16 protein-coding genes and 1 other RNA gene are annotated in these 19,552 nt (G+C 49.4%); 14 read left to right on the forward strand and 3 right to left on the reverse strand.

Annotated elements, in window-relative coordinates:
- Nucleotides 1–47: 47 nt before the first annotated feature.
- Both menI and ACJHWK_RS08625 read right to left on the reverse strand, forming a co-directional pair.
- Complete coding sequence (gene menI, locus ACJHWK_RS08620; RefSeq protein WP_000637986.1) at nt 48–458, reverse strand: 1,4-dihydroxy-2-naphthoyl-CoA hydrolase; 411 nt, start codon at nt 456–458, stop codon at nt 48–50.
- Nucleotides 455–3,511, reverse strand: coding sequence for an FAD-binding and (Fe-S)-binding domain-containing protein (locus ACJHWK_RS08625; protein ID WP_170886365.1), 3,057 nt, complete (start codon nt 3,509–3,511; stop codon nt 455–457). Before ACJHWK_RS08625 ends, menI begins: the two co-directional genes overlap by 4 nt.
- A 388-nt stretch (nt 3,512–3,899) precedes the next feature.
- Between ACJHWK_RS08625 and ydiK the strand changes: the two genes are divergently transcribed.
- From ydiK to ACJHWK_RS08670, 9 genes are all read left to right on the forward strand, one after another.
- Nucleotides 3,900–5,012 carry an AI-2E family transporter YdiK gene (gene ydiK / locus ACJHWK_RS08630; protein ID WP_000248640.1) on the forward strand — a complete coding sequence of 371 codons (1,113 nt, stop codon included), beginning with the start codon at nt 3,900–3,902 and terminating at the stop codon, nt 5,010–5,012.
- A 185-nt stretch (nt 5,013–5,197) separates the two neighbouring features.
- Nucleotides 5,198–5,305, forward strand: an RNA gene (rprA, locus tag ACJHWK_RS08635) — antisense sRNA RprA.
- A 135-nt stretch (nt 5,306–5,440) separates the two neighbouring features.
- Complete coding sequence (locus tag ACJHWK_RS08640) at nt 5,441–5,797, forward strand: YdiL family protein (RefSeq protein WP_001308680.1); 357 nt, start codon at nt 5,441–5,443, stop codon at nt 5,795–5,797.
- Between the two features lie 98 nt (nt 5,798–5,895).
- Entirely contained in the window at nt 5,896–7,110 is a 1,215-nt protein-coding gene (locus tag ACJHWK_RS08645) for an MFS transporter (protein WP_410234820.1), read from the forward strand.
- Between the two features lie 226 nt (nt 7,111–7,336).
- Nucleotides 7,337–8,602 carry an MFS transporter gene (locus ACJHWK_RS08650; protein WP_001328865.1) on the forward strand — a complete coding sequence of 422 codons (1,266 nt, stop codon included), beginning with the start codon at nt 7,337–7,339 and terminating at the stop codon, nt 8,600–8,602.
- 11 nt (nt 8,603–8,613) lie between these two features.
- On the forward strand, nt 8,614–9,480 hold the full coding sequence (ydiB, locus tag ACJHWK_RS08655; RefSeq protein WP_000383469.1) for a quinate/shikimate dehydrogenase: 867 nt from the start codon (nt 8,614–8,616) through the stop codon (nt 9,478–9,480).
- A gap of 30 nt (nt 9,481–9,510) precedes the next feature.
- A complete protein-coding gene (gene aroD / locus ACJHWK_RS08660; protein ID WP_001520616.1) occupies nt 9,511–10,269 on the forward strand; it encodes a type I 3-dehydroquinate dehydratase in 759 nt (252 codons plus the stop codon).
- 143 nt (nt 10,270–10,412) lie between these two features.
- Entirely contained in the window at nt 10,413–12,008 is a 1,596-nt protein-coding gene (locus tag ACJHWK_RS08665; protein ID WP_000805690.1) for an acyl CoA:acetate/3-ketoacid CoA transferase, read from the forward strand.
- Between the two features lie 13 nt (nt 12,009–12,021).
- A complete protein-coding gene (locus tag ACJHWK_RS08670; RefSeq protein ID WP_001520619.1) occupies nt 12,022–13,173 on the forward strand; it encodes an acyl-CoA dehydrogenase in 1,152 nt (383 codons plus the stop codon).
- A gap of 42 nt (nt 13,174–13,215) precedes the next feature.
- On the opposite strand, the gene ACJHWK_RS08675 is transcribed toward ACJHWK_RS08670, so the two are convergent.
- Complete coding sequence (locus tag ACJHWK_RS08675) at nt 13,216–14,127, reverse strand: AraC family transcriptional regulator (protein WP_000284798.1); 912 nt, start codon at nt 14,125–14,127, stop codon at nt 13,216–13,218.
- A 315-nt stretch (nt 14,128–14,442) separates the two neighbouring features.
- Here ACJHWK_RS08675 and ACJHWK_RS08680 point away from each other — a divergent pair, with 315 nt between their 5' ends.
- Genes ACJHWK_RS08680 through fadK form a run of 5 tightly spaced genes read left to right on the forward strand, consistent with a single transcriptional unit; the run spans nt 14,443 to nt 19,503 of the window.
- Nucleotides 14,443–15,207, forward strand: coding sequence for an electron transfer flavoprotein (locus ACJHWK_RS08680; protein WP_000692117.1), 765 nt, complete (start codon nt 14,443–14,445; stop codon nt 15,205–15,207).
- A 19-nt stretch (nt 15,208–15,226) separates the two neighbouring features.
- Nucleotides 15,227–16,165, forward strand: coding sequence for an electron transfer flavoprotein subunit alpha (locus tag ACJHWK_RS08685; protein ID WP_000080714.1), 939 nt, complete (start codon nt 15,227–15,229; stop codon nt 16,163–16,165).
- Nucleotides 16,166–16,220: 55 nt separating this feature from the next.
- Nucleotides 16,221–17,510 carry an FAD-dependent oxidoreductase gene (locus ACJHWK_RS08690; RefSeq protein ID WP_001520622.1) on the forward strand — a complete coding sequence of 430 codons (1,290 nt, stop codon included), beginning with the start codon at nt 16,221–16,223 and terminating at the stop codon, nt 17,508–17,510.
- Entirely contained in the window at nt 17,507–17,800 is a 294-nt protein-coding gene (locus ACJHWK_RS08695) for a ferredoxin family protein (RefSeq protein ID WP_000081071.1), read from the forward strand. The genes ACJHWK_RS08690 and ACJHWK_RS08695 overlap by 4 nt, the downstream gene beginning before the upstream one ends.
- Before the next feature lie 56 nt (nt 17,801–17,856).
- Nucleotides 17,857–19,503, forward strand: coding sequence for a medium-chain fatty-acid--CoA ligase (gene fadK, locus ACJHWK_RS08700; RefSeq protein ID WP_001520624.1), 1,647 nt, complete (start codon nt 17,857–17,859; stop codon nt 19,501–19,503).
- Nucleotides 19,504–19,552: the final 49 nt, after the last annotated feature.

Consider the following 19,552-nt stretch of genomic DNA (forward strand, 5'->3'; position numbering starts at 1 on the left):
AGATAATGACCAAAAGCAATATGCGTCACACTTTTCTGGTGACAACGTCACAAAATCGCGGTCGTCAATCGTGACGAACAGCACAAACGCCCTTTCTCATCGAAGATTTCAATCTGCCAGACCTGGTGACGCGAACCGAGATGCAACGGTTTGCATACGCCGCGCACCCGCCCTTCTCGTGCCGAGCGGACGTGGTTAGCATTGATTTCCAGACCAACCACCTTTTGCTCACCTTCGGTACATAAATAACCGGCAACGGAACCGATACTTTCGGCCAGTACCACGGATGCCCCTCCATGCAGCAACCCGAAAGGCTGCTTTGTCCGCGAGTCTACTGGCATTGTCGCTTCAAGGGTGTCATCACCAATATGTTCAAAGCGAATATCCAGCAACCCCACCATGTTTCCTTCACCCATGGCATTCAGTGCTTCCAGGGTGATTTTTCGTTTCCATATCATCTAATAATCTCCAGTAAAGCCTGCACAGGATGGCGTACCCCCGTGCCTTCGACCCGTTTTACCTGGCTACGGCAGGAATATCCGGTCGCCAGACAGCGATTACGCGGCAGTCGCTGCATCGCCTGATGCCAGGATAACTCATAGATCCCGAGCGAATTTTTATGGTTTTTCGCTTCATGTCCGTAAGTCCCTGCCATGCCGCAGCAACCCACGCTGACATTTTCCAGTTTCGCGCCAAAACGGGCAAATATCGCGGCCCATTGTGCTGGCGCGCCCGGCAAAGCGGTAACTTCGGTACAGTGACCAAAGAAATACCATGATTCACCGCTGACTGTAGCCACTGGCTGTGACTCAAGTGCGCTTGCCAGCCATTCATTCGCCAGTAAGACGTTAAACTCGCCACGTTCCTCGCCCAGCGCCAGTTTATATTCATCGCGATAACAAAGTACCAGCGCCGGATCGACGCCCACCATTGGCATCCCCAGCTTCGCCATACGGTTGAGGAAATCCGCCGTCTTTTTCGCCGTCTTCGCAAAACGATTAAGAAAGCCTTTGATATGCTGGGCTTTGCCATTTGGCGAAAATGGCAGTAACACAGGCTGGAATCCTAATTTTTCAACCAGACGGACAAAATCCGCCACCACTTGTGCATCGTAATAGCTGGTAAAGGGGTCCTGCACCACCAACACCGTGCGCGCTTTCTGCTCTGCATTGAGAGCTTCAAGCTGTTCCAGCGTCATATTCGCCGAGCGATGCCCCACCATTTGTTGTTGTAGCGAGGGGACTGACAGCAGTGGCAAATCAACCATGCCGATATGTTTTTCCGAGAGTTTGCGCACCAGCGGCTGGTTAATGAAGAAGTTAAAGGTTTTCGGCGCGCGTGCCATCAGCGGTGCGTAGCTCTCGACCGTAGCAACGAGGTGGTCGCGAAGCGGGCGTAAATAACGGGTGTGATAGAGCTGCAGAAAACGAGAGCGAAACTCCGGCACATCAATTTTGATGGGGCACTGGGTCGAACACGCTTTACAGGCCAGACAGCCCGACATTGCCTCTTTGACTTCGTGTGAGAAGTCGTATTCGCCTTTATTCGCATGCCAGCTATTGCGCGTGCGGGCAATTAACGTCCGCAAACTGACGCCGGATTCAGGCAGTTCTTGTTCCAGTTTGAGTGGGTCAACGCCGCGATCCGCCAACAAGCGCAGCCATTCACGCACCAGCGTTGCGCGCCCTTTCGGTGAATGAATCCGGTTCTGGGTGATCTTCATCGACGGACACATCGGACTACGGACATCAAAGTTGAAGCATAAACCGTTGCCGTTACACTCCATCGCACCGCGCCACTGCTGGCGTACCGCAATGGGGATCTGCCGATCGAATGTACCGCGCTTCACCGCGTCCACTTTCATCATCGGCGCATCGAGACCTTCTGGCGGGCAAATCTTCCCTGGGTTGAGTCGGTTATGCGGGTCAAATGCCGCTTTCACTTTGCGCAGTTCTGCAAAAAGTTCCTCACCGAAAAACGCCGGGCTGTATTCAGCGCGAAAACCTTTGCCGTGCTCGCCCCACAACAAACCACCGTATTTCGCGGTAAGCGCCACTACGTCATCAGAGATTTGCTTCATCAAAATCTCTTGTTGCGGATCGCACATATCCAGCGCAGGACGGACGTGCAAGACACCTGCGTCGACGTGACCGAACATACCGTAGCTTAAGCCGTGGCTGTCGAGCAGCGCGCGAAATTCAGCAATATAATCGGCCAGATGTTCCGGCGGTACGCAGGTATCCTCAGCAAACGGAATTGGCTTGGCTGCTCCTTTGGCATTACCGAGCAGGCCGACAGCTTTTTTGCGCATCGCATAGATACGTTCAACACCCGCCAGATCGCGGCACACCTGCCAGCCAATCACCCCCGCCTGTTGGCTGGCAATCAGCTCATCAAGCCGCACACAGAGTGCATTAACTCGCTCGTCAATCAGCGCCTCATCATCACCAGCAAATTCCACAATGTTCAGCCCGAGCATCTCTTTGTCAGGCACATCGGTAATCAACTCGCTGACGGAATGCCAGACAATATCTTCCCGCGCCAGATTCAGCACTTTTGAGTCCACCGTCTCTACCGAAAGCGCCCGCGCCTCAACCATAAACGGCGCGTTACGCAGCGCGGAGTCAAAAGAGTCATATTTGACGTTCACCAGACGCCGCACTTTAGGCAAGCGCGTAATATCCAGCCGCGCTTCGGTAATAAAGGCCAGCGTCCCTTCTGAACCCGTCAGAATGCGCGTCAGGTCGAACTCGGTCATCTCATCGTTAAAGACATGACGCAGATCGTAACCGGTAAGAAAGCGGTTAAGTTTGGGGAAGTTGTCGATGATTAACTGGCGTTGCTGACGGCAACGTTGATAAACCGTGTTATAAATTCGCCCGATTGCGGTATTGGTTTTACCCAGCGTTTCTGCCAGTTCGACGGGTAAAGGTTGCGTATCGAGAATATCGCCCCCCAACAACACCGCGCGTACGCCAAGTACGTGATCTGACGTTTTGCCATAGACCAGCGATCCCTGACCGGATGCATCGGTATTGATCATCCCACCGAGCGTTGCCCGGTTGCTGGTCGAAAGTTCCGGCGCAAAAAAGTAGCCGAACGGTTTCAGGTACTGATTGAGTTGATCTTTTATCACCCCGGCCTCAACGCGCACCCAGCCCTCTTCAGGGTTAATTTCGATGATGCGGTTCATATGGCGGGACATATCAACAATAATCCCCTGGTTGAGCGCCTGACCGTTAGTGCCGGTGCCGCCGCCGCGGGGGGTAAAGATCAGCGATGAATAGCGTTCCTGCGCGGCAAGACGGGCGATCAGCGCCACATCTGCGGTTGAACGCGGAAATACCACCGCATCGGGGAGAAGTTGGTAAATACTGTTGTCGGTCGACATTGTCAGACGATCGGCATAACTTGTCGCCGTATCGCCGGTAAAACCTTGTTGCTCCAGCTCTTGCAAAAAATTAAGCACCAGTTGAACGACGCCGGGTGCCTGGGAAATCTGTGGAATCATTATATTGACCCTTTCCTGCGGTCTGTGATGTAGGTCGATACACTATTCTTTCAGGCTGCTGCAATAGCGCACTGAAAGGTGATGTTTATTTACTCTATGGATTTCGAGTTGCAGGAAGGCGGCAAGCGAGTGAACTCCAGGAGCTTACAATAGTAAGTGACTGGGGTGAACGAACGTAGCCGCAGCACATGCAACTTGAAATACGACGAGTAAATCGTTTGCGTGTTGCCTGAGTTGTTGTACCACATTTTTTTCTAACACGCCCATCAGAATTAAGGGCAGAATCGGCCTGTTAAAAACCGCTGAAATTGCTCATCATTATGCAGGTGAGTTTCGCGTGTTCACGTCGCGTCGACGATTTGACGCACAAAAAAGGTGAAAAGTAGTTATGGTAAATGTTCGTCAGCCCAGGGATGTCGCACAAATTCTGCTTTCGGTGCTTTTTTTAGCCATCATGATTGTGGCATGTCTGTGGATTGTACAACCCTTTATTCTCGGCTTTGCATGGGCTGGTACGGTGGTTATCGCCACCTGGCCGGTATTGTTACGTTTGCAAAAGATCATGTTTGGTCGCCGCTCTCTCGCCGTTCTGGTGATGACGCTGTTATTAGTGATGGTGTTTATCATCCCTATTGCCTTGCTGGTTAACAGTATCGTCGACGGCAGCGGCCCGCTAATTAAAGCCATTTCCAGCGGTGACATGACGTTACCCGATCTGGCGTGGCTTAATACCATTCCGGTGATTGGCGCGAAGCTGTATGCAGGCTGGCACAACTTGCTGGATATGGGGGGGACGGCGATCATGGCAAAAGTCCGTCCTTATATTGGCACCACCACCACCTGGTTCGTTGGGCAGGCGGCGCATATCGGGCGCTTTATGGTGCATTGTGCGCTGATGCTTCTCTTCAGCGCCCTGCTGTACTGGCGCGGTGAACAAGTGGCGCAAGGCATTCGCCATTTTGCAACCCGTCTGGCAGGCGTTCGTGGAGATGCCGCCGTGCTGCTGGCGGCACAAGCTATCCGCGCGGTGGCGCTGGGTGTTGTGGTGACAGCGTTAGTACAGGCAGTGCTTGGCGGTATCGGCCTCGCCGTATCCGGCGTACCTTATGCAACTTTGCTCACGGTGTTAATGATCCTCTCCTGCCTTGTCCAGCTTGGACCGTTGCCGGTACTGATTCCGGCGATTATCTGGCTCTACTGGACTGGCGATACCACCTGGGGAACGGTATTGTTAGTGTGGAGCGGTGTGGTTGGCACGCTGGATAACGTCATCCGCCCAATGTTAATTCGCATGGGTGCCGATTTACCGCTGATCCTGATTCTCTCTGGCGTTATTGGTGGTTTGATTGCTTTCGGGATGATCGGCCTGTTTATTGGTCCGGTTCTGTTAGCCGTTTCCTGGCGTCTTTTTGCCGCGTGGGTGGAAGAAGTCCCACCGCCGACTGACCAACCGGAAGAAGTTCTCGAAGAACTTGGCGAAATCGAGAAACCGAATAAGTAATTTCTCATCAGGCGGCTCTGCCGCCTGATTGTTAACCCCTGCTAATTGATATTTGCTTGCTCTTCCCCATATTTTCCTGCTTACCGCCATTCAGCTGGTAGTACCTGTCGCAAATTCTTTACAGTTTTTAAACTAATGAGACGAATCTGATCGACGCAAAAAGTCCGTATGCCTACTATTAGCTCACGGTTATAAATCAACATATTGATTTATAAGCATGGAAATCCCCTGAGTGAAACAACGAATTGCTGTGTGTAGTCTTTGCCCATCTCCCACGATGGGCTTTTTTTTAACATTTTTCCGCTTCGCTACCTCGCCCCTCACGCTTTCCAATAATGTTGCACAAGATACTGTGACTCTCTTCAAGCCGTCAGCAGGCTGATAATGTTATTTATATTTTATTGTTTATTTCATGCAGCCATTACACGATGAACGCTTATGAACTCCAGGCACTCCGCCATATTTTTGCCATGACTATTGATGAATGCGCGACCTGGATTGCCCAGACCGGTGACAGTGAAAGCTGGCGTCAGTGGGAAAATGGCAAATACGCCATTCCTGATCGTGTAGTCGAGCAACTGTTGGCTATGCGTCAGCAAAGAAAAAAACATCTTCATGCCATCATAGAGAAAATAAATAACCGCATCGGCAACAACACCATGCGTTTTTTCCCCGACTTAACCGCGTTTCAACAAGTCTACCCTGATGGCAATTTTATTGACTGGAAGATCTATCAATCGGTAGCCGCTGAATTATATGCACACGATCTGGAGCGCCTTTGTTAATTTTCCAAAGAAAGGAATTGTCGTTGTTACAACAATAATGAACGGATGCTGACACAACATCGCTTCACTTTTTAAAGCACCTTTGCTAAGTAGAACCTATGAAAAATCCCTATTTCCCTACCGCACTGGGGTTGTATTTTAATTACCTGGTGCATGGTATGGGCGTCATTTTGATGAGCCTGAATATGGCCTCGCTGGAGACGCTTTGGCAGACTAATGCCGCAGGCGTCTCAATAGTTATCTCATCGCTGGGTATTGGTCGATTAAGTGTCTTGCTTTTTGCAGGATTATTATCCGATCGCTTTGGTCGCCGCCCTTTTATCATGCTCGGGATGTGTTGCTATATGGCCTTCTTTTTTGGCATCCTGCACACCAATAACATCATTATCGCTTATGTTTTTGGCTTTCTGGCGGGAATGGCAAACAGTTTTCTCGATGCAGGCACCTATCCCAGTTTGATGGAAGCTTTTCCACGCTCACCGGGTACAGCCAATATTTTAATTAAAGCATTTGTTTCCAGCGGGCAATTTTTATTACCGCTAATCATTAGCCTGTTAGTGTGGGCTGAACTGTGGTTCGGTTGGTCCTTTATGATTGCCGCAGGCATTATGTTTATTAACGCTCTGTTTTTATACCGTTGTACGTTCCCACCCCATCCGGGTCGTCGCTTACCTGTCATAAAGAAAACCACCAGCTCTACGGAACATCGCTGCTCAATAATCGATTTAGCCAGTTATACCTTATATGGCTATATCTCAATGGCAACGTTTTATCTGGTTAGCCAGTGGCTGGCACAGTACGGACAATTTGTTGCAGGCATGTCATACACTATGTCGATCAAACTACTCAGTATCTACACCGTGGGTTCGCTGCTTTGTGTATTTATTACCGCTCCACTCATTCGTAATACCGTTCGAGCAACAACATTACTCATGCTGTACACCTTTATCTCATTTACTGCTCTGTTTACCGTCTGCCTGCATCCCACATTTTATGTGGTGATAATATTTGCTTTTGTCATTGGTTTTACCTCTGCTGGAGGTGTTGTGCAAATTGGCCTGACATTAATGGCTGAACGTTTCCCCTACGCTAAAGGTAAAGCTACAGGGATCTATTACAGTGCGGGCAGTATTGCGACCTTTACTATTCCGTTGATTACGGCTCATCTGTCCCAAAGAAGTATTGCCGATATTATGTGGTTCGATACCGCCATCGCTGCCATCGGCTTTTTACTGGCACTGTTTATCGGCTTACGCAGCCGCAAAGAAACGCAGCATCACTCGCTAAAGGAAAATGTCGCTCCGGGTGGGTAATGCAATATTCTTTTCAGGTCATGCAAGATCTTACGGATAAATAACTCTTTCTGCGCCAACTAACGAAAATCGCGATAAAAAACAAACTATGACATGCAATATTCCTGGAAACATAAACTTTATGCCATGTACCCAGGGAAAATCATCTTCAGTATAGTAATTATGTGAACCGTCGGAGAACAATACGTACGGTAACGAAATTATCTTTCAGCAAGGAGCTGTGAAAATGTCTCAAAATAAGGCTTTCAGCACGCCATTTATCCTGGCTGTTCTTTGTATTTACTTCAGCTATTTCCTGCACGGCATTAGTGTTATTACGCTTGCCCAAAATATGTCATCTCTGGCAGAAAAGTTTTCCACTGACAACGCGGGCATTGCCTATTTAATTTCCGGTATCGGTTTGGGGCGATTGATCAGTATTTTATTCTTCGGTGTGATCTCCGATAAGTTTGGTCGTCGGGCGGTGATATTAATGGCAGTAATAATGTATCTGCTATTCTTCTTTGGTATTCCCGCTTGCCCGAATTTAACTCTCGCCTACTGTCTGGCAGTGTGCGTAGGTATCGCTAACTCAGCGCTGGATACGGGTGGCTACCCCGCGCTCATGGAATGCTTTCCGAAAGCCTCTGGTTCGGCGGTCATACTGGTTAAAGCGATGGTGTCATTCGGGCAAATGTTCTACCCAATGCTGGTGAGCTATATGTTGCTCAATAACATCTGGTACGGCTATGGGCTGATTATTCCGGGTATTCTGTTTGTACTGATCACACTGATGCTGTTGAAAAGCAAATTCCCCAGCCAGTTGGTGGACGCCAGCGTAGCTAATGAATTACCGCAAATGAACAGCAAACCGTTAGTCTGGCTGGAAGGTGTTTCATCAGTACTGTTCGGTGTAGCCGCATTCTCGACCTTTTATGTGATTGTGGTGTGGATGCCCAAATATGCGATGGCTTTTGCTGGTATGTCAGAAGCTGAGGCATTAAAAACCATCTCTTATTACAGTATGGGCTCGTTGGTCTGTGTCTTTATTTTTGCCGCACTGCTGAAAAAAATGGTCCGGCCCATCTGGGCTAATGTATTTAACTCTGCACTGGCAACAATAACAGCTGCCATTATCTACCTGTACCCTTCTCCATTGGTGTGTAATGCCGGAGCCTTTGTTATCGGTTTCTCAGCAGCTGGCGGCATTTTACAGCTCGGCGTTTCGGTCATGTCAGAGTTTTTCCCAAAAAGCAAAGCCAAAGTCACCAGTATATATATGATGATGGGTGGACTGGCTAATTTTGTTATTCCGCTGATTACCGGTTATCTGTCGAACATCGGCCTGCAATATATCATTGCTCTCGATTTTACTTTCGCGCTGCTGGCCCTGATTACCGCAATTATTGTCTTTATCCGCTATTACCGCGTTTTCATTATTCCTGAAAATGATGTGCGGTTTGGCGAGCGTAAATTTAGCACCCGGTTAAACACAATTAAGCATAGAGGTTAAAGGAGTTAATTATGGATGTTACCGCAAAATACGAATTGATTGGGCTGATGGCATATCCCATCCGCCACAGTTTATCGCCTGAAATGCAGAATAAAGCCTTAGAAAAAGCGGGATTGCCATTTACCTATATGGCTTTTGAAGTGGATAACGATAGTTTTCCCGGAGCAATTGAAGGATTAAAAGCCCTCAAAATGCGCGGAACTGGTGTATCAATGCCGAACAAACAACTGGCGTGTGAATATGTTGATGAATTAACGCCAGCGGCCAAACTGGTGGGTGCCATCAACACCATCGTTAATGATGATGGCTATCTGCGTGGCTATAACACCGACGGCACGGGCCATATTCGCGCCATTAAAGAGAGCGGTTTTGATATCAAAGGCAAAACGATGGTGCTGTTAGGGGCCGGAGGTGCCTCAACGGCGATTGGCGCGCAGGGGGCAATTGAAGGTTTAAAAGAAATTAAACTCTTTAACCGTCGGGATGAGTTCTTCGATAAAGCCCTCGCCTTCGCGCAGCGGGTTAACGAAAACACCGATTGTGTCGTCACGGTTACCGATCTCGCCGATCAGCAAGCCTTTGCTGAAGCCCTGGCTTCCGCCGACATTTTAACCAATGGCACAAAAGTGGGTATGAAACCCCTTGAGAATGAATCATTGGTTAATGATATCAGTCTGTTACATCCGGGACTTCTGGTCACTGAATGCGTGTATAACCCGCATATGACGAAGTTATTGCAGCAGGCGCAACAAGCTGGTTGCAAAACGATTGATGGATACGGCATGTTGTTGTGGCAAGGGGCTGAACAGTTCACGTTATGGACTGGCAAAGATTTCCCTCTGGAATATGTTAAACAGGTCATGGGGTTCGGTGCCTGACAGGCTGACCGCGTGCAGAAAGGGTAAAAAATGAAAACCGTAACTGTAAAAGATCTCGTCATTGGTACGGGCGCACCTAAAATCATCGTCTCGCTGATGGCGAAAGATATCGCCAGCGTGAAATCTGAAGCTCTCGCCTATCGTGAAGCGGACTTTGATATTCTGGAATGGCGTGTTGACCACTATGCCGACCTCTCCAATGTGGATTCTGTCATGGCGGCGGCAAAAATTCTCCGTGAAACCATGCCAGAAAAACCTCTGCTGTTTACCTTCCGCAGTGCCAAAGAAGGCGGCGAGCAGGCGATTTCCACCGAGGCTTATATTGCACTCAATCGTGCAGCCATCGACAGCGGCCTGGTTGATATGATCGATCTGGAGTTATTTACCGGCGATGATCAGGTTAAAGAAACCGTCGCCTACGCCCACGCGCATGATGTGAAAGTTGTCATGTCCAACCATGACTTCCATAAAACGCCGGAAGCCGAAGAAATCATTGCCCGTCTGCGCAAAATGCAGTCCTTCGACGCCGATATTCCTAAGATTGCGCTGATGCCGCAAAGTACCAGCGATGTGCTGACGTTGCTTACCGCGACCCTGGAGATGCAGGAGCAGTATGCCGATCGTCCAATCATCACGATGTCGATGGCAAAAACTGGCGTAATTTCTCGTCTGGCTGGTGAAGTATTTGGCTCGGCGGCAACTTTTGGTGCGGTAAAAAAAGCCTCTGCACCAGGGCAAATCTCGGTAAATGATTTACGCACGGTATTAACTATTTTACACCAGGCATAAGCAATAATATTTCGGCGGGAACACCCTCCCCGCCGAACTTAAAAAATATATTTAACCGTATTTAATAAAAATATTTCGTGAGTCTCTGTGCGCTAATTCTCCATCTGGCGTAGGGAAAATCACATCTGAATCAGGAATTAACAATGAAACCTGTAAAACCACCTCGTATTAATGGACGAGTGCCGGTCCTGTCGGCACAGGAAGCGGTGAATTATATTCCCGACGAAGCAACACTTTGTGTGTTAGGCGCTGGCGGCGGTATTCTGGAAGCCACCACGTTAATTACAGCTCTTGCTGATAAATATAAACAGACTCAAACGCCACGTAATTTATCGATTATTAGTCCGACAGGGCTTGGCGATCGCGCCGACCGTGGTATTAGTCCTCTGGCGCAAGAAGGTCTGGTGAAATGGGCATTATGTGGTCACTGGGGACAATCGCCGCGTATTTCTGAACTCGCAGAACAAAATAAAATTATTGCTTATAACTATCCACAAGGTGTACTTACACAAACCTTACGCGCCGCCGCAGCCCACCAGCCTGGTATTATTAGTGATATTGGCATCGGGACATTTGTCGATCCACGCCAGCAAGGCGGCAAACTGAATGAAGTCACGAAAGAAGACCTGATTAAACTGGTCGAGTTTGATAACAAAGAATATCTCTATTACAAAGCGATTGCGCCAGATATCGCCTTCATTCGCGCTACCACCTGCGACAGTGAAGGCTACGCCACTTTTGAAGATGAGGTGATGTATCTCGACGCATTGGTTATTGCCCAGGCGGTGCACAATAACGGCGGTATTGTGATGATGCAGGTGCAGAAAATGGTTAAGAAAGCCACTCTGCATCCTAAATCTGTCCGTATTCCGGGTTATCTGGTGGATATTGTGGTGGTCGATCCGGATCAAAGCCAACTGTATGGCGGTGCGCCGGTTAACCGCTTTATTTCTGGTGACTTCACCCTTGATGACAGCACCAAACTTAGCCTGCCCCTAAACCAACGTAAATTAGTTGCGAGGCGTGCATTATTCGAAATGCGTAAAGGCGCGGTGGGGAATGTCGGCGTCGGTATTGCTGACGGTATTGGCCTGGTCGCCCGGGAAGAAGGTTGTGCTGATGACTTTATTCTGACGGTAGAAACAGGTCCGATTGGCGGAATTACTTCACAGGGGATCGCCTTTGGCGCGAACGTGAATACCCGTGCCATTCTGGATATGACGTCCCAGTTTGATTTTTATCACGGTGGTGGTCTGGATGTTTGTTATTTGAGTTTTGCTGAAGTCGACCAGCACGGTAACGTCGGCGTGCATAAATTCAATGGCAAAATCATGGGTACCGGTGGATTTATTGATATCAGTGCCACCTCGAAGAAAATTATTTTTTGCGGCACGTTAACTGCGGGCAGTTTAAAAACAGAAATTGCCGATGGCAAATTGCATATCGTCCAGGAAGGACGGGTAAATAAATTTATTCGGGAACTACCGGAAATTACTTTTAGCGGAAAAATCGCGCTCGAACGGGAACTGGATGTTCGTTACATCACCGAACGTGCTGTATTCACGCTGAAAGAAGACGGCCTGCATTTAATCGAAATCGCCCCTGGCGTCGATTTACAAAAAGATATTCTCGACAAAATGGACTTCACCCCAGTGATTTCGCCAGAACTCAAACTGATGGACGAAAGATTATTTATCGATGCGGCGATGGGTTTTGTCCTGCCTGAAGCGGCTCATTAACAGGAGTATCACGATGGATTTTTCTTTAACTGAAGAACAAGAACTGCTGCTGGCCAGTATTCGCGAACTGATTACGACTAACTTTCCGGAAGAGTATTTCCGCACCTGCGATCAAAACGGGACATATCCGCATGAGTTTATGCGGGCGCTGGCGGATAACGGTATTTCCATGCTTGGCGTGCCGGAAGAATTTGGTGGTATCCCTGCGGATTACGTCACCCAAATGCTGGCGCTGATGGAAGTGTCAAAATGCGGTGCTCCGGCATTTTTGATCACCAACGGTCAATGTATTCACAGTATGCGCCGTTTCGGTTCTGCAGAGCAGCTACGTAAAACGGCAGAAAGCACCCTGGAAACGGGTGATCCCGCCTATGCCCTGGCGTTGACGGAACCAGGTGCTGGCTCAGATAACAACAGTGCCACTACCACTTACACGCGTAAAAACGGCAAGGTCTACATCAACGGACAAAAAACCTTTATTACCGGTGCGAAAGAGTACCCGTATATGCTGGTGTTGGCGCGCGATCCGCAACCGAAAGATCCCAAAAAAGCCTTCACCCTGTGGTGGGTCGACTCCAGTAAGCCCGGCATTAAGATTAACCCGCTGCATAAAATCGGCTGGCATATGCTCAGCACCTGCGAAGTCTATCTCGACAACGTGGAGGTTGAAGAGAGCGACATGGTGGGCGAAGAAGGAATGGGTTTCCTCAATGTGATGTACAACTTTGAGATGGAGCGCCTGATCAACGCCGCGCGCAGCACCGGCTTTGCCGAGTGTGCCTTTGAAGATGCCGCCCGCTATGCCAACCAACGTATCGCTTTTGGTAAGCCCATTGGTCATAACCAGATGATCCAGGAAAAACTGGCGCTGATGGCGATTAAGATCGACAACATGCGCAACATGGTGTTGAAAGTGGCATGGCAAGCCGATCAGCATCAGTCACTGCGCACCAGCGCGGCGCTGGCAAAACTGTACTGCGCACGTACCGCAATGGAAGTTATTGATGATGCGATTCAAATCATGGGCGGTCTGGGCTATACCGATGAGGCGCGCGTCTCTCGCTTCTGGCGTGATGTCCGTTGTGAACGTATCGGCGGCGGTACAGACGAAATTATGATTTACGTAGCGGGTCGGCAGATCCTGAAAGATTATCAGAACAAATAATCTGCAGGCGGCGCAGCTTCTTAACAAACTGCGCCGCCAGATTTATCCGGCAAGACTTACCGGTTGAGGAAATTCAGATAAGATTTCTTGTTCCGCAAAACAGTTTTTAAATTGCCTGCGGTAATCGCTGGGCGAACAGCCGACATGGCGCAAAAACAGTTTGGCAAAGTGATCGACATTTTCATAACCCACACGCCAGGAGATCTCTGCCTGTGATAATTCAGTATTAGTGAGTGACCATTTCGCTTCCGTCATACGCCGTTGAATAACATAGTTAATAGGGGAAATGCGATACTCTTTGGTAAATTCATGGCAAATATAACTGACGCTGGCACGAAACTTTTTCGATAACTGCTCTAAAGTGATTTTTTCGCGATAGTTATTATTCAGATAGAAAAGAATATCTTTTATCAGAACATCTTTTTTAATATATCCCTGCTCCGAACGATAAGCATTTTTAAAGTTTTCATAGTAAAGAATTGCTAACGTATAGGCAAATGCGTCCCATAACGAAGATGTTTGGCTATTTTTACTTTGCGGCAAAATCACACTTAGCTCATTAAATAAGGTTTTAATGACTTCTTTTCCCTGCCCTGCGGCAATTACCGGGCAAGAATGCGGTTGCAGTAGCTGATTTTCCTCAGCCCCCTGAAACTGAAAGCCGTACAGCGCACAGGTACACGTCGTTGCCGGATCGTTAACGTCAGAGGCCACCGCATGCAGCCTGCCACGTTCTATCACCACAATGTCATCGGCGTGCGCGACATATAACGAAGAATCGATGGTAAACCTTGCTACCCCTTTCTTGACGTAAATCAGCTCGGTTTCATTGTCATGAACGTGATGTCCGGACTCCCATTTTGGATCATCGCTAAATGCAAAACGTGAAAGCCGTGGCGTTTTACCGGCGACAAACAGCGTTTCGCTGGCGTTATCAAAACAGCGTTGATACATGACAACCTCCCTATTCCATGAGCAAGCAAAAACAATATATGCCGGATAAAATACGGCGTGTATTGCGGTTATACAACCGCGTTTAGCGAGAGCTAAACAAGATTATTTACACTGAATGCAAGATTGTACGGTCATGGAATAACAACATTGCCGCAAATTGCACTTTTGTTTTAGCGATCGCATTTTTTTTGCAAGATTGTTGGCAAGGAAAACAGCTTGCTCCGTCGAAAACCCCGCACTGCTATCGCACACTATTTTCAGGCCATTTTTACCTTCCATCGGAGATGGTTCCGTATGCGACTCACAGGAGAAATCATGAAAATAATCACCTGCTTTAAGCTGGTGCCTGAAGAACAGGACATTGTTGTCACTCCAGAATATACCCTGAATTTCGACAATGCCGACGCCAAAATCAGCCAGTTCGATCTCAATGCCATTGAAGCTGCAAGCCAGATTGCAACAGATGACGATGAGATAGCCGCGCTGACCATTGGCGGCTCATTGTTGCAGAACTCGAAAGTGCGCAAAGACGTGCTATCCCGCGGGCCACATAGCCTGTATTTGGTGCAGGATGCGCAACTTGAACATGCACTGCCTCTCGATACCGCAAAGGCGCTGGCGGCAGCAGTTGAAAAGATCGGCTTCGATTTACTGATCTTTGGTGAAGGTTCCGGCGACCTTTATGCCCAGCAGGTTGGCTTGCTGGTCGGAGAAATTCTGCAACTTCCGGTGATTAATGCAGTGAGTGCTATTCAGCGTCAGGGCAATACACTGGTGATTGAACGCACGCTTGAAGATGATGTTGAAGTTATTGAGCTCTCTGTTCCAGCCGTGCTCTGCGTCACCTCCGATATTAACATGCCACGCATTCCTTCGATGAAAGCCATTCTCGGCGCGGGTAAAAAACCGGTAAATCAGTGGCAGGCAAGTGACATTGGCTGGAGCCAGAGCGCACCACTTGCTGAACTGACCGGCATTCGCGTACCGCCGCAAACAGAACGTAAGCACATCATTCTCGATAACGATTCGCCGGAGGCCATTGCCGAGCTGGCGGAACATCTGAAAAAAGCCCTGAACTGAAGCCTACGGAGAAGAAACGATGAGTCAATTAAACAGCGTCTGGGTCTTTAGCGATAATCCTGAACGTTATGCTGAACTGTTTGGCGGCGCGCAGCAATGGGGCCAACAGGTGTATGCCATTGTACAAAATACCGACCAGGCGCAGGCAGTTATGCCTTATGGTCCAAAATGTATTTATGTTCTTGAGCAAAATGATGCGCTGCAACGTACTGAAAATTACGCCGAAAGCATTGCTGCCCTGCTGAAAGATAAACACCCTTCTATGTTGCTGCTGGCCGCGACGAAACGCGGTAAAGCTCTGGCAGCACGGTTAAGTGTGCAACTGAATGCGGCGCTGGTGAACGATGCCACTGCGGTGGATATTGTCGATGGTCACATTTGCGCCGAACACCGGATGTATGGCGGGTTAGCGTTCGCACAGGAAAAGATCAATAGCCCGCTGGCGATCATTACCCTTGCGCCCGGTGTTCAGGAACCGTGCACCAGTGATACCTCTCATCAGTGTCCGACAGAAACGGTACCTTATGTTGCCCCGCGTCATGAAATTCTCTGTCGCGAACGCCGTGCGAAAGCGGCAAGCAGCGTGGACCTGAGCAAAGCAAAACGTGTGGTTGGCGTCGGTCGTGGTCTGGCAGCGCAGGATGACCTGAAAATGGTCCACGAACTGGCGGCGGTGCTGAATGCTGAAGTCGGCTGTTCACGTCCAATTGCCGAAGGCGAGAACTGGATGGAGCGTGAACGTTATATCGGTGTCTCCGGCGTGTTGCTGAAATCCGATCTCTACCTGACGCTGGGGATCTCCGGGCAGATCCAACATATGGTTGGCGGCAACGGCGCAAAAGTGATTGTCGCCATCAATAAAGATAAAAATGCGCCAATCTTCAACTATGCCGACTACGGTCTGGTGGGCGATATCTACAAAGTCGTCCCTGCCCTGATTAGCCAGTTGAGCCGCTAATTCCCCTTTCAACCACATCTCCCGCTGTAAACGCAGCGGGAAGGGAGCATAACGCATGTCGGATGACAAATTTGATGCCATTGTGGTCGGTGCGGGCGTTGCTGGTAGCGTTGCCGCACTGGTCATGGCGCGAGCCGGACTGGATGTCCTGGTGATAGAACGCGGCGACAGTGCCGGATGTAAAAACATGACCGGCGGGCGTCTTTATGCCCACACACTTGAAGCAATCATTCCAGGCTTTGCAGCATCAGCGCCGGTAGAACGCAAGGTCACACGCGAGAAAATCTCCTTCTTAACCGAAGAAAGCGCCGTTACCCTCGATTTTCACCGCGAGCAGCCAGATGTTCCGCAACACGCATCTTATACCGTATTGCGTAATCGTCTGGACCCGTGGTTGATGGAACAAGCCGAGCAGGCGGGCGCGCAGTTTATCCCAGGCGTTCGCGTCGATGCGCTGGTTCGTGAAGGAAACAAGGTAACTGGCGTGCAGGCTGGGGATGATATTCTCGAAGCCAATGTGGTGATTCTGGCAGATGGCGTTAATTCAATGCTTGGCCGTTCGCTGGGAATGGTTCCCGCTTCCGATCCGCATCATTACGCTGTTGGTGTTAAAGAGGTTATTGGCCTGACACCAGAACAGATCAACGATCGCTTTAATATTACGGGCGAGGAAGGTGCCGCCTGGCTGTTTGCCGGTTCCCCTTCTGACGGCCTGATGGGTGGCGGATTCCTCTATACCAACAACGATTCCGTATCGTTGGGGCTGGTTTGTGGATTGGGTGATATCGCCCAAGCGCAAAAAAGCGTGCCGCAAATGCTGGAAGATTTTAAACAACACCCCGCCATTCGCCCGCTGATTAGCGGCGGCAAGTTGCTTGAATATTCCGCGCATATGGTGCCAGAAGGCGGTCTGGCAATGGTGCCTCAGATGGTTAACGATGGCGTGATGATCGTTGGTGACGCCGCAGGCTTCTGCCTGAATTTGGGTTTTACAGTTCGTGGCATGGATTTAGCCATTGCATCGGCTCAGGCTGCCGCCACAACGGTGATCGCCGCCAAAGAACGCGAGGATTTCTCCGCCAGCAGTCTTGCGCAATACAAACGTGAGCTGGAACAAAGCTGCGTCATGCGTGATATGCAGCATTTTCGCAAGATCCCGGCGCTGATGGAAAACCCGCGCCTGTTTAGCCAATACCCACGAATGGTAGCCGACATCATGAACGAGATGTTCACCATTGACGGCAAACCAAACCAGCCGGTACGCAAAATGATCATGGGACACGCGAAGAAAATTGGGCTGATCAACTTGCTGAAAGATGGCATTAAGGGAGCAACCGCGCTATGAGCCAGAACGCTACGGTTAACGTCGACATCAAATTAGGCGTCAATAAATTCCATGTTGATGAGGGCCACCCGCATATCATTTTGGCGGCAAATCCCGATATCAATGAATTCCGTAAATTAATGAAAGCCTGCCCTGCCGGACTTTATAAGCAGGATGATGCCGGCAACATTCATTTTGATTCTGCCGGTTGTCTGGAGTGCGGCACCTGTCGGGTGCTGTGCGGTAACACTATTCTCGAACAGTGGCAATATCCCGCAGGCACCTTCGGTATTGATTTTCGCTACGGCTAATCATGCATCCCACAGGCCCGCATCTCGGGCCTGATGCTCTGTTTCGAGAGTCCAAAATGAAAGTGACATTAACGTTTAACGAACAACGTCGTGCGGCGTATCGTCAGCAAGGGCTATGGGGCGATGCTTCGCTGGCCGATTACTGGCAGCAGACCGCTCGTGCGATGCCAGACAAAATTGCCGTGGTCGATAATCATGGTGCATCGTACACCTATAGCGCGCTCGATCACGCCGCGAGCTGTCTGGCAAACTGGATGTTAGCGAAGGGTATTGAATCAGGCGATCGCATCGCATTTCAACTGCCTGGCTGGTGTGAATTTACCGTTATCTATCTTGCCTGCCTGAAAATCGGTGCGGTTTCCGTGCCGCTGTTGCCTTCCTGGCGGGAAGCAGAACTGGTATGGGTGCTCAATAAGTGTCAGGCAAAAATGTTCTTTGCTCCGACGTTGTTTAAACAAACGCGTCCGGTAGATTTAATCCTGCCGCTGCAAAATCAGCTTCCACAACTACAACAAATTGTCGGCGTGGACAAACTGGCTCCCGCCACCTCTGCTCTCTCATTAAGTCAGATTATCGCCGACAATACTCCTCTGACCACGGCGATAACGGTCCACGGCGATGAATTAGCCGCGGTGCTGTTTACCTCCGGAACCGAGGGTCTGCCAAAGGGCGTGATGCTAACGCATAACAATATTCTCGCCAGTGAGCGGGCTTATTGCGCGCGGCTGAATCTGACCTGGCAGGATGTCTTTATGATGCCTGCGCCACTTGGTCACGCAACGGGCTTTCTGCATGGCGTAACAGCACCATTTTTAATTGGTGCTCGCAGCGTGTTGTTAGATATTTTCACTCCTGATGCGTGTCTCGCGCTGCTTGAGCAGCAGCGTTGCACCTGTATGCTAGGCGCAACGCCGTTTGTCTATGATCTTTTGAATGTACTAGAGAAACAACCCGCGGACCTGTCAGCGCTGCGTTTCTTTCTTTGCGGCGGAACCACAATCCCCAAAAAAGTGGCGCGTGAATGCCAGCAGCTCGGCATTAAATTATTAAGTGTTTATGGTTCCACAGAAAGTTCGCCGCATGCGGTGGTGAATCTCGATGATCCTTTGTCGCGCTTTATGCACACCGATGGTTACGCTGCCGCAGGTGTAGAGATTAAAGTGGTCGATGACGCACGCAAGACCTTACCGCCAGGTTGCGAAGGTGAAGAAGCCTCGCGTGGCCCCAATGTGTTTATGGGATATTTTGATGAACCTGAATTAACCGCCCGTGCGCTGGATGAAGAAGGCTGGTATTACAGCGGCGATCTCTGCCGTATGGATGAGGCTGGCTATATAAAAATTACCGGACGCAAAAAAGATATTATTGTCCGCGGCGGCGAAAATATTAGCAGCCGTGAAGTGGAAGATATTTTATTGCAGCATCCTAAAATTCACGATGCCTGTGTGGTTGCAATGCCCGATGAACGTTTAGGTGAACGATCATGCGCTTATGTCGTGCTGAAAGCGCCGCATCATTCATTATCGCTGGAAGAGGTGGTGGCTTTTTTTAGCCGTAAACGGGTCGCAAAATATAAATATCCTGAACATATCGTGGTAATCGAAAAACTACCGCGCACTGCCTCAGGTAAAATACAAAAGTTTTTGTTAAGAAAAGATATTATGCGGCGATTAACGCAGGATGTCTGTGAAGAGATTGAATAAGTTTCATCTTCGGGGATCACATAAACCCGGCGACTGAACGCCGCCGGGG

Origin of the sequence: Escherichia sp. WS547, from assembly GCF_046486065.1 — a bacterium.
In the GTDB taxonomy this organism is placed as follows: Bacteria; Pseudomonadota; Gammaproteobacteria; order Enterobacterales; family Enterobacteriaceae; genus Escherichia; species Escherichia coli.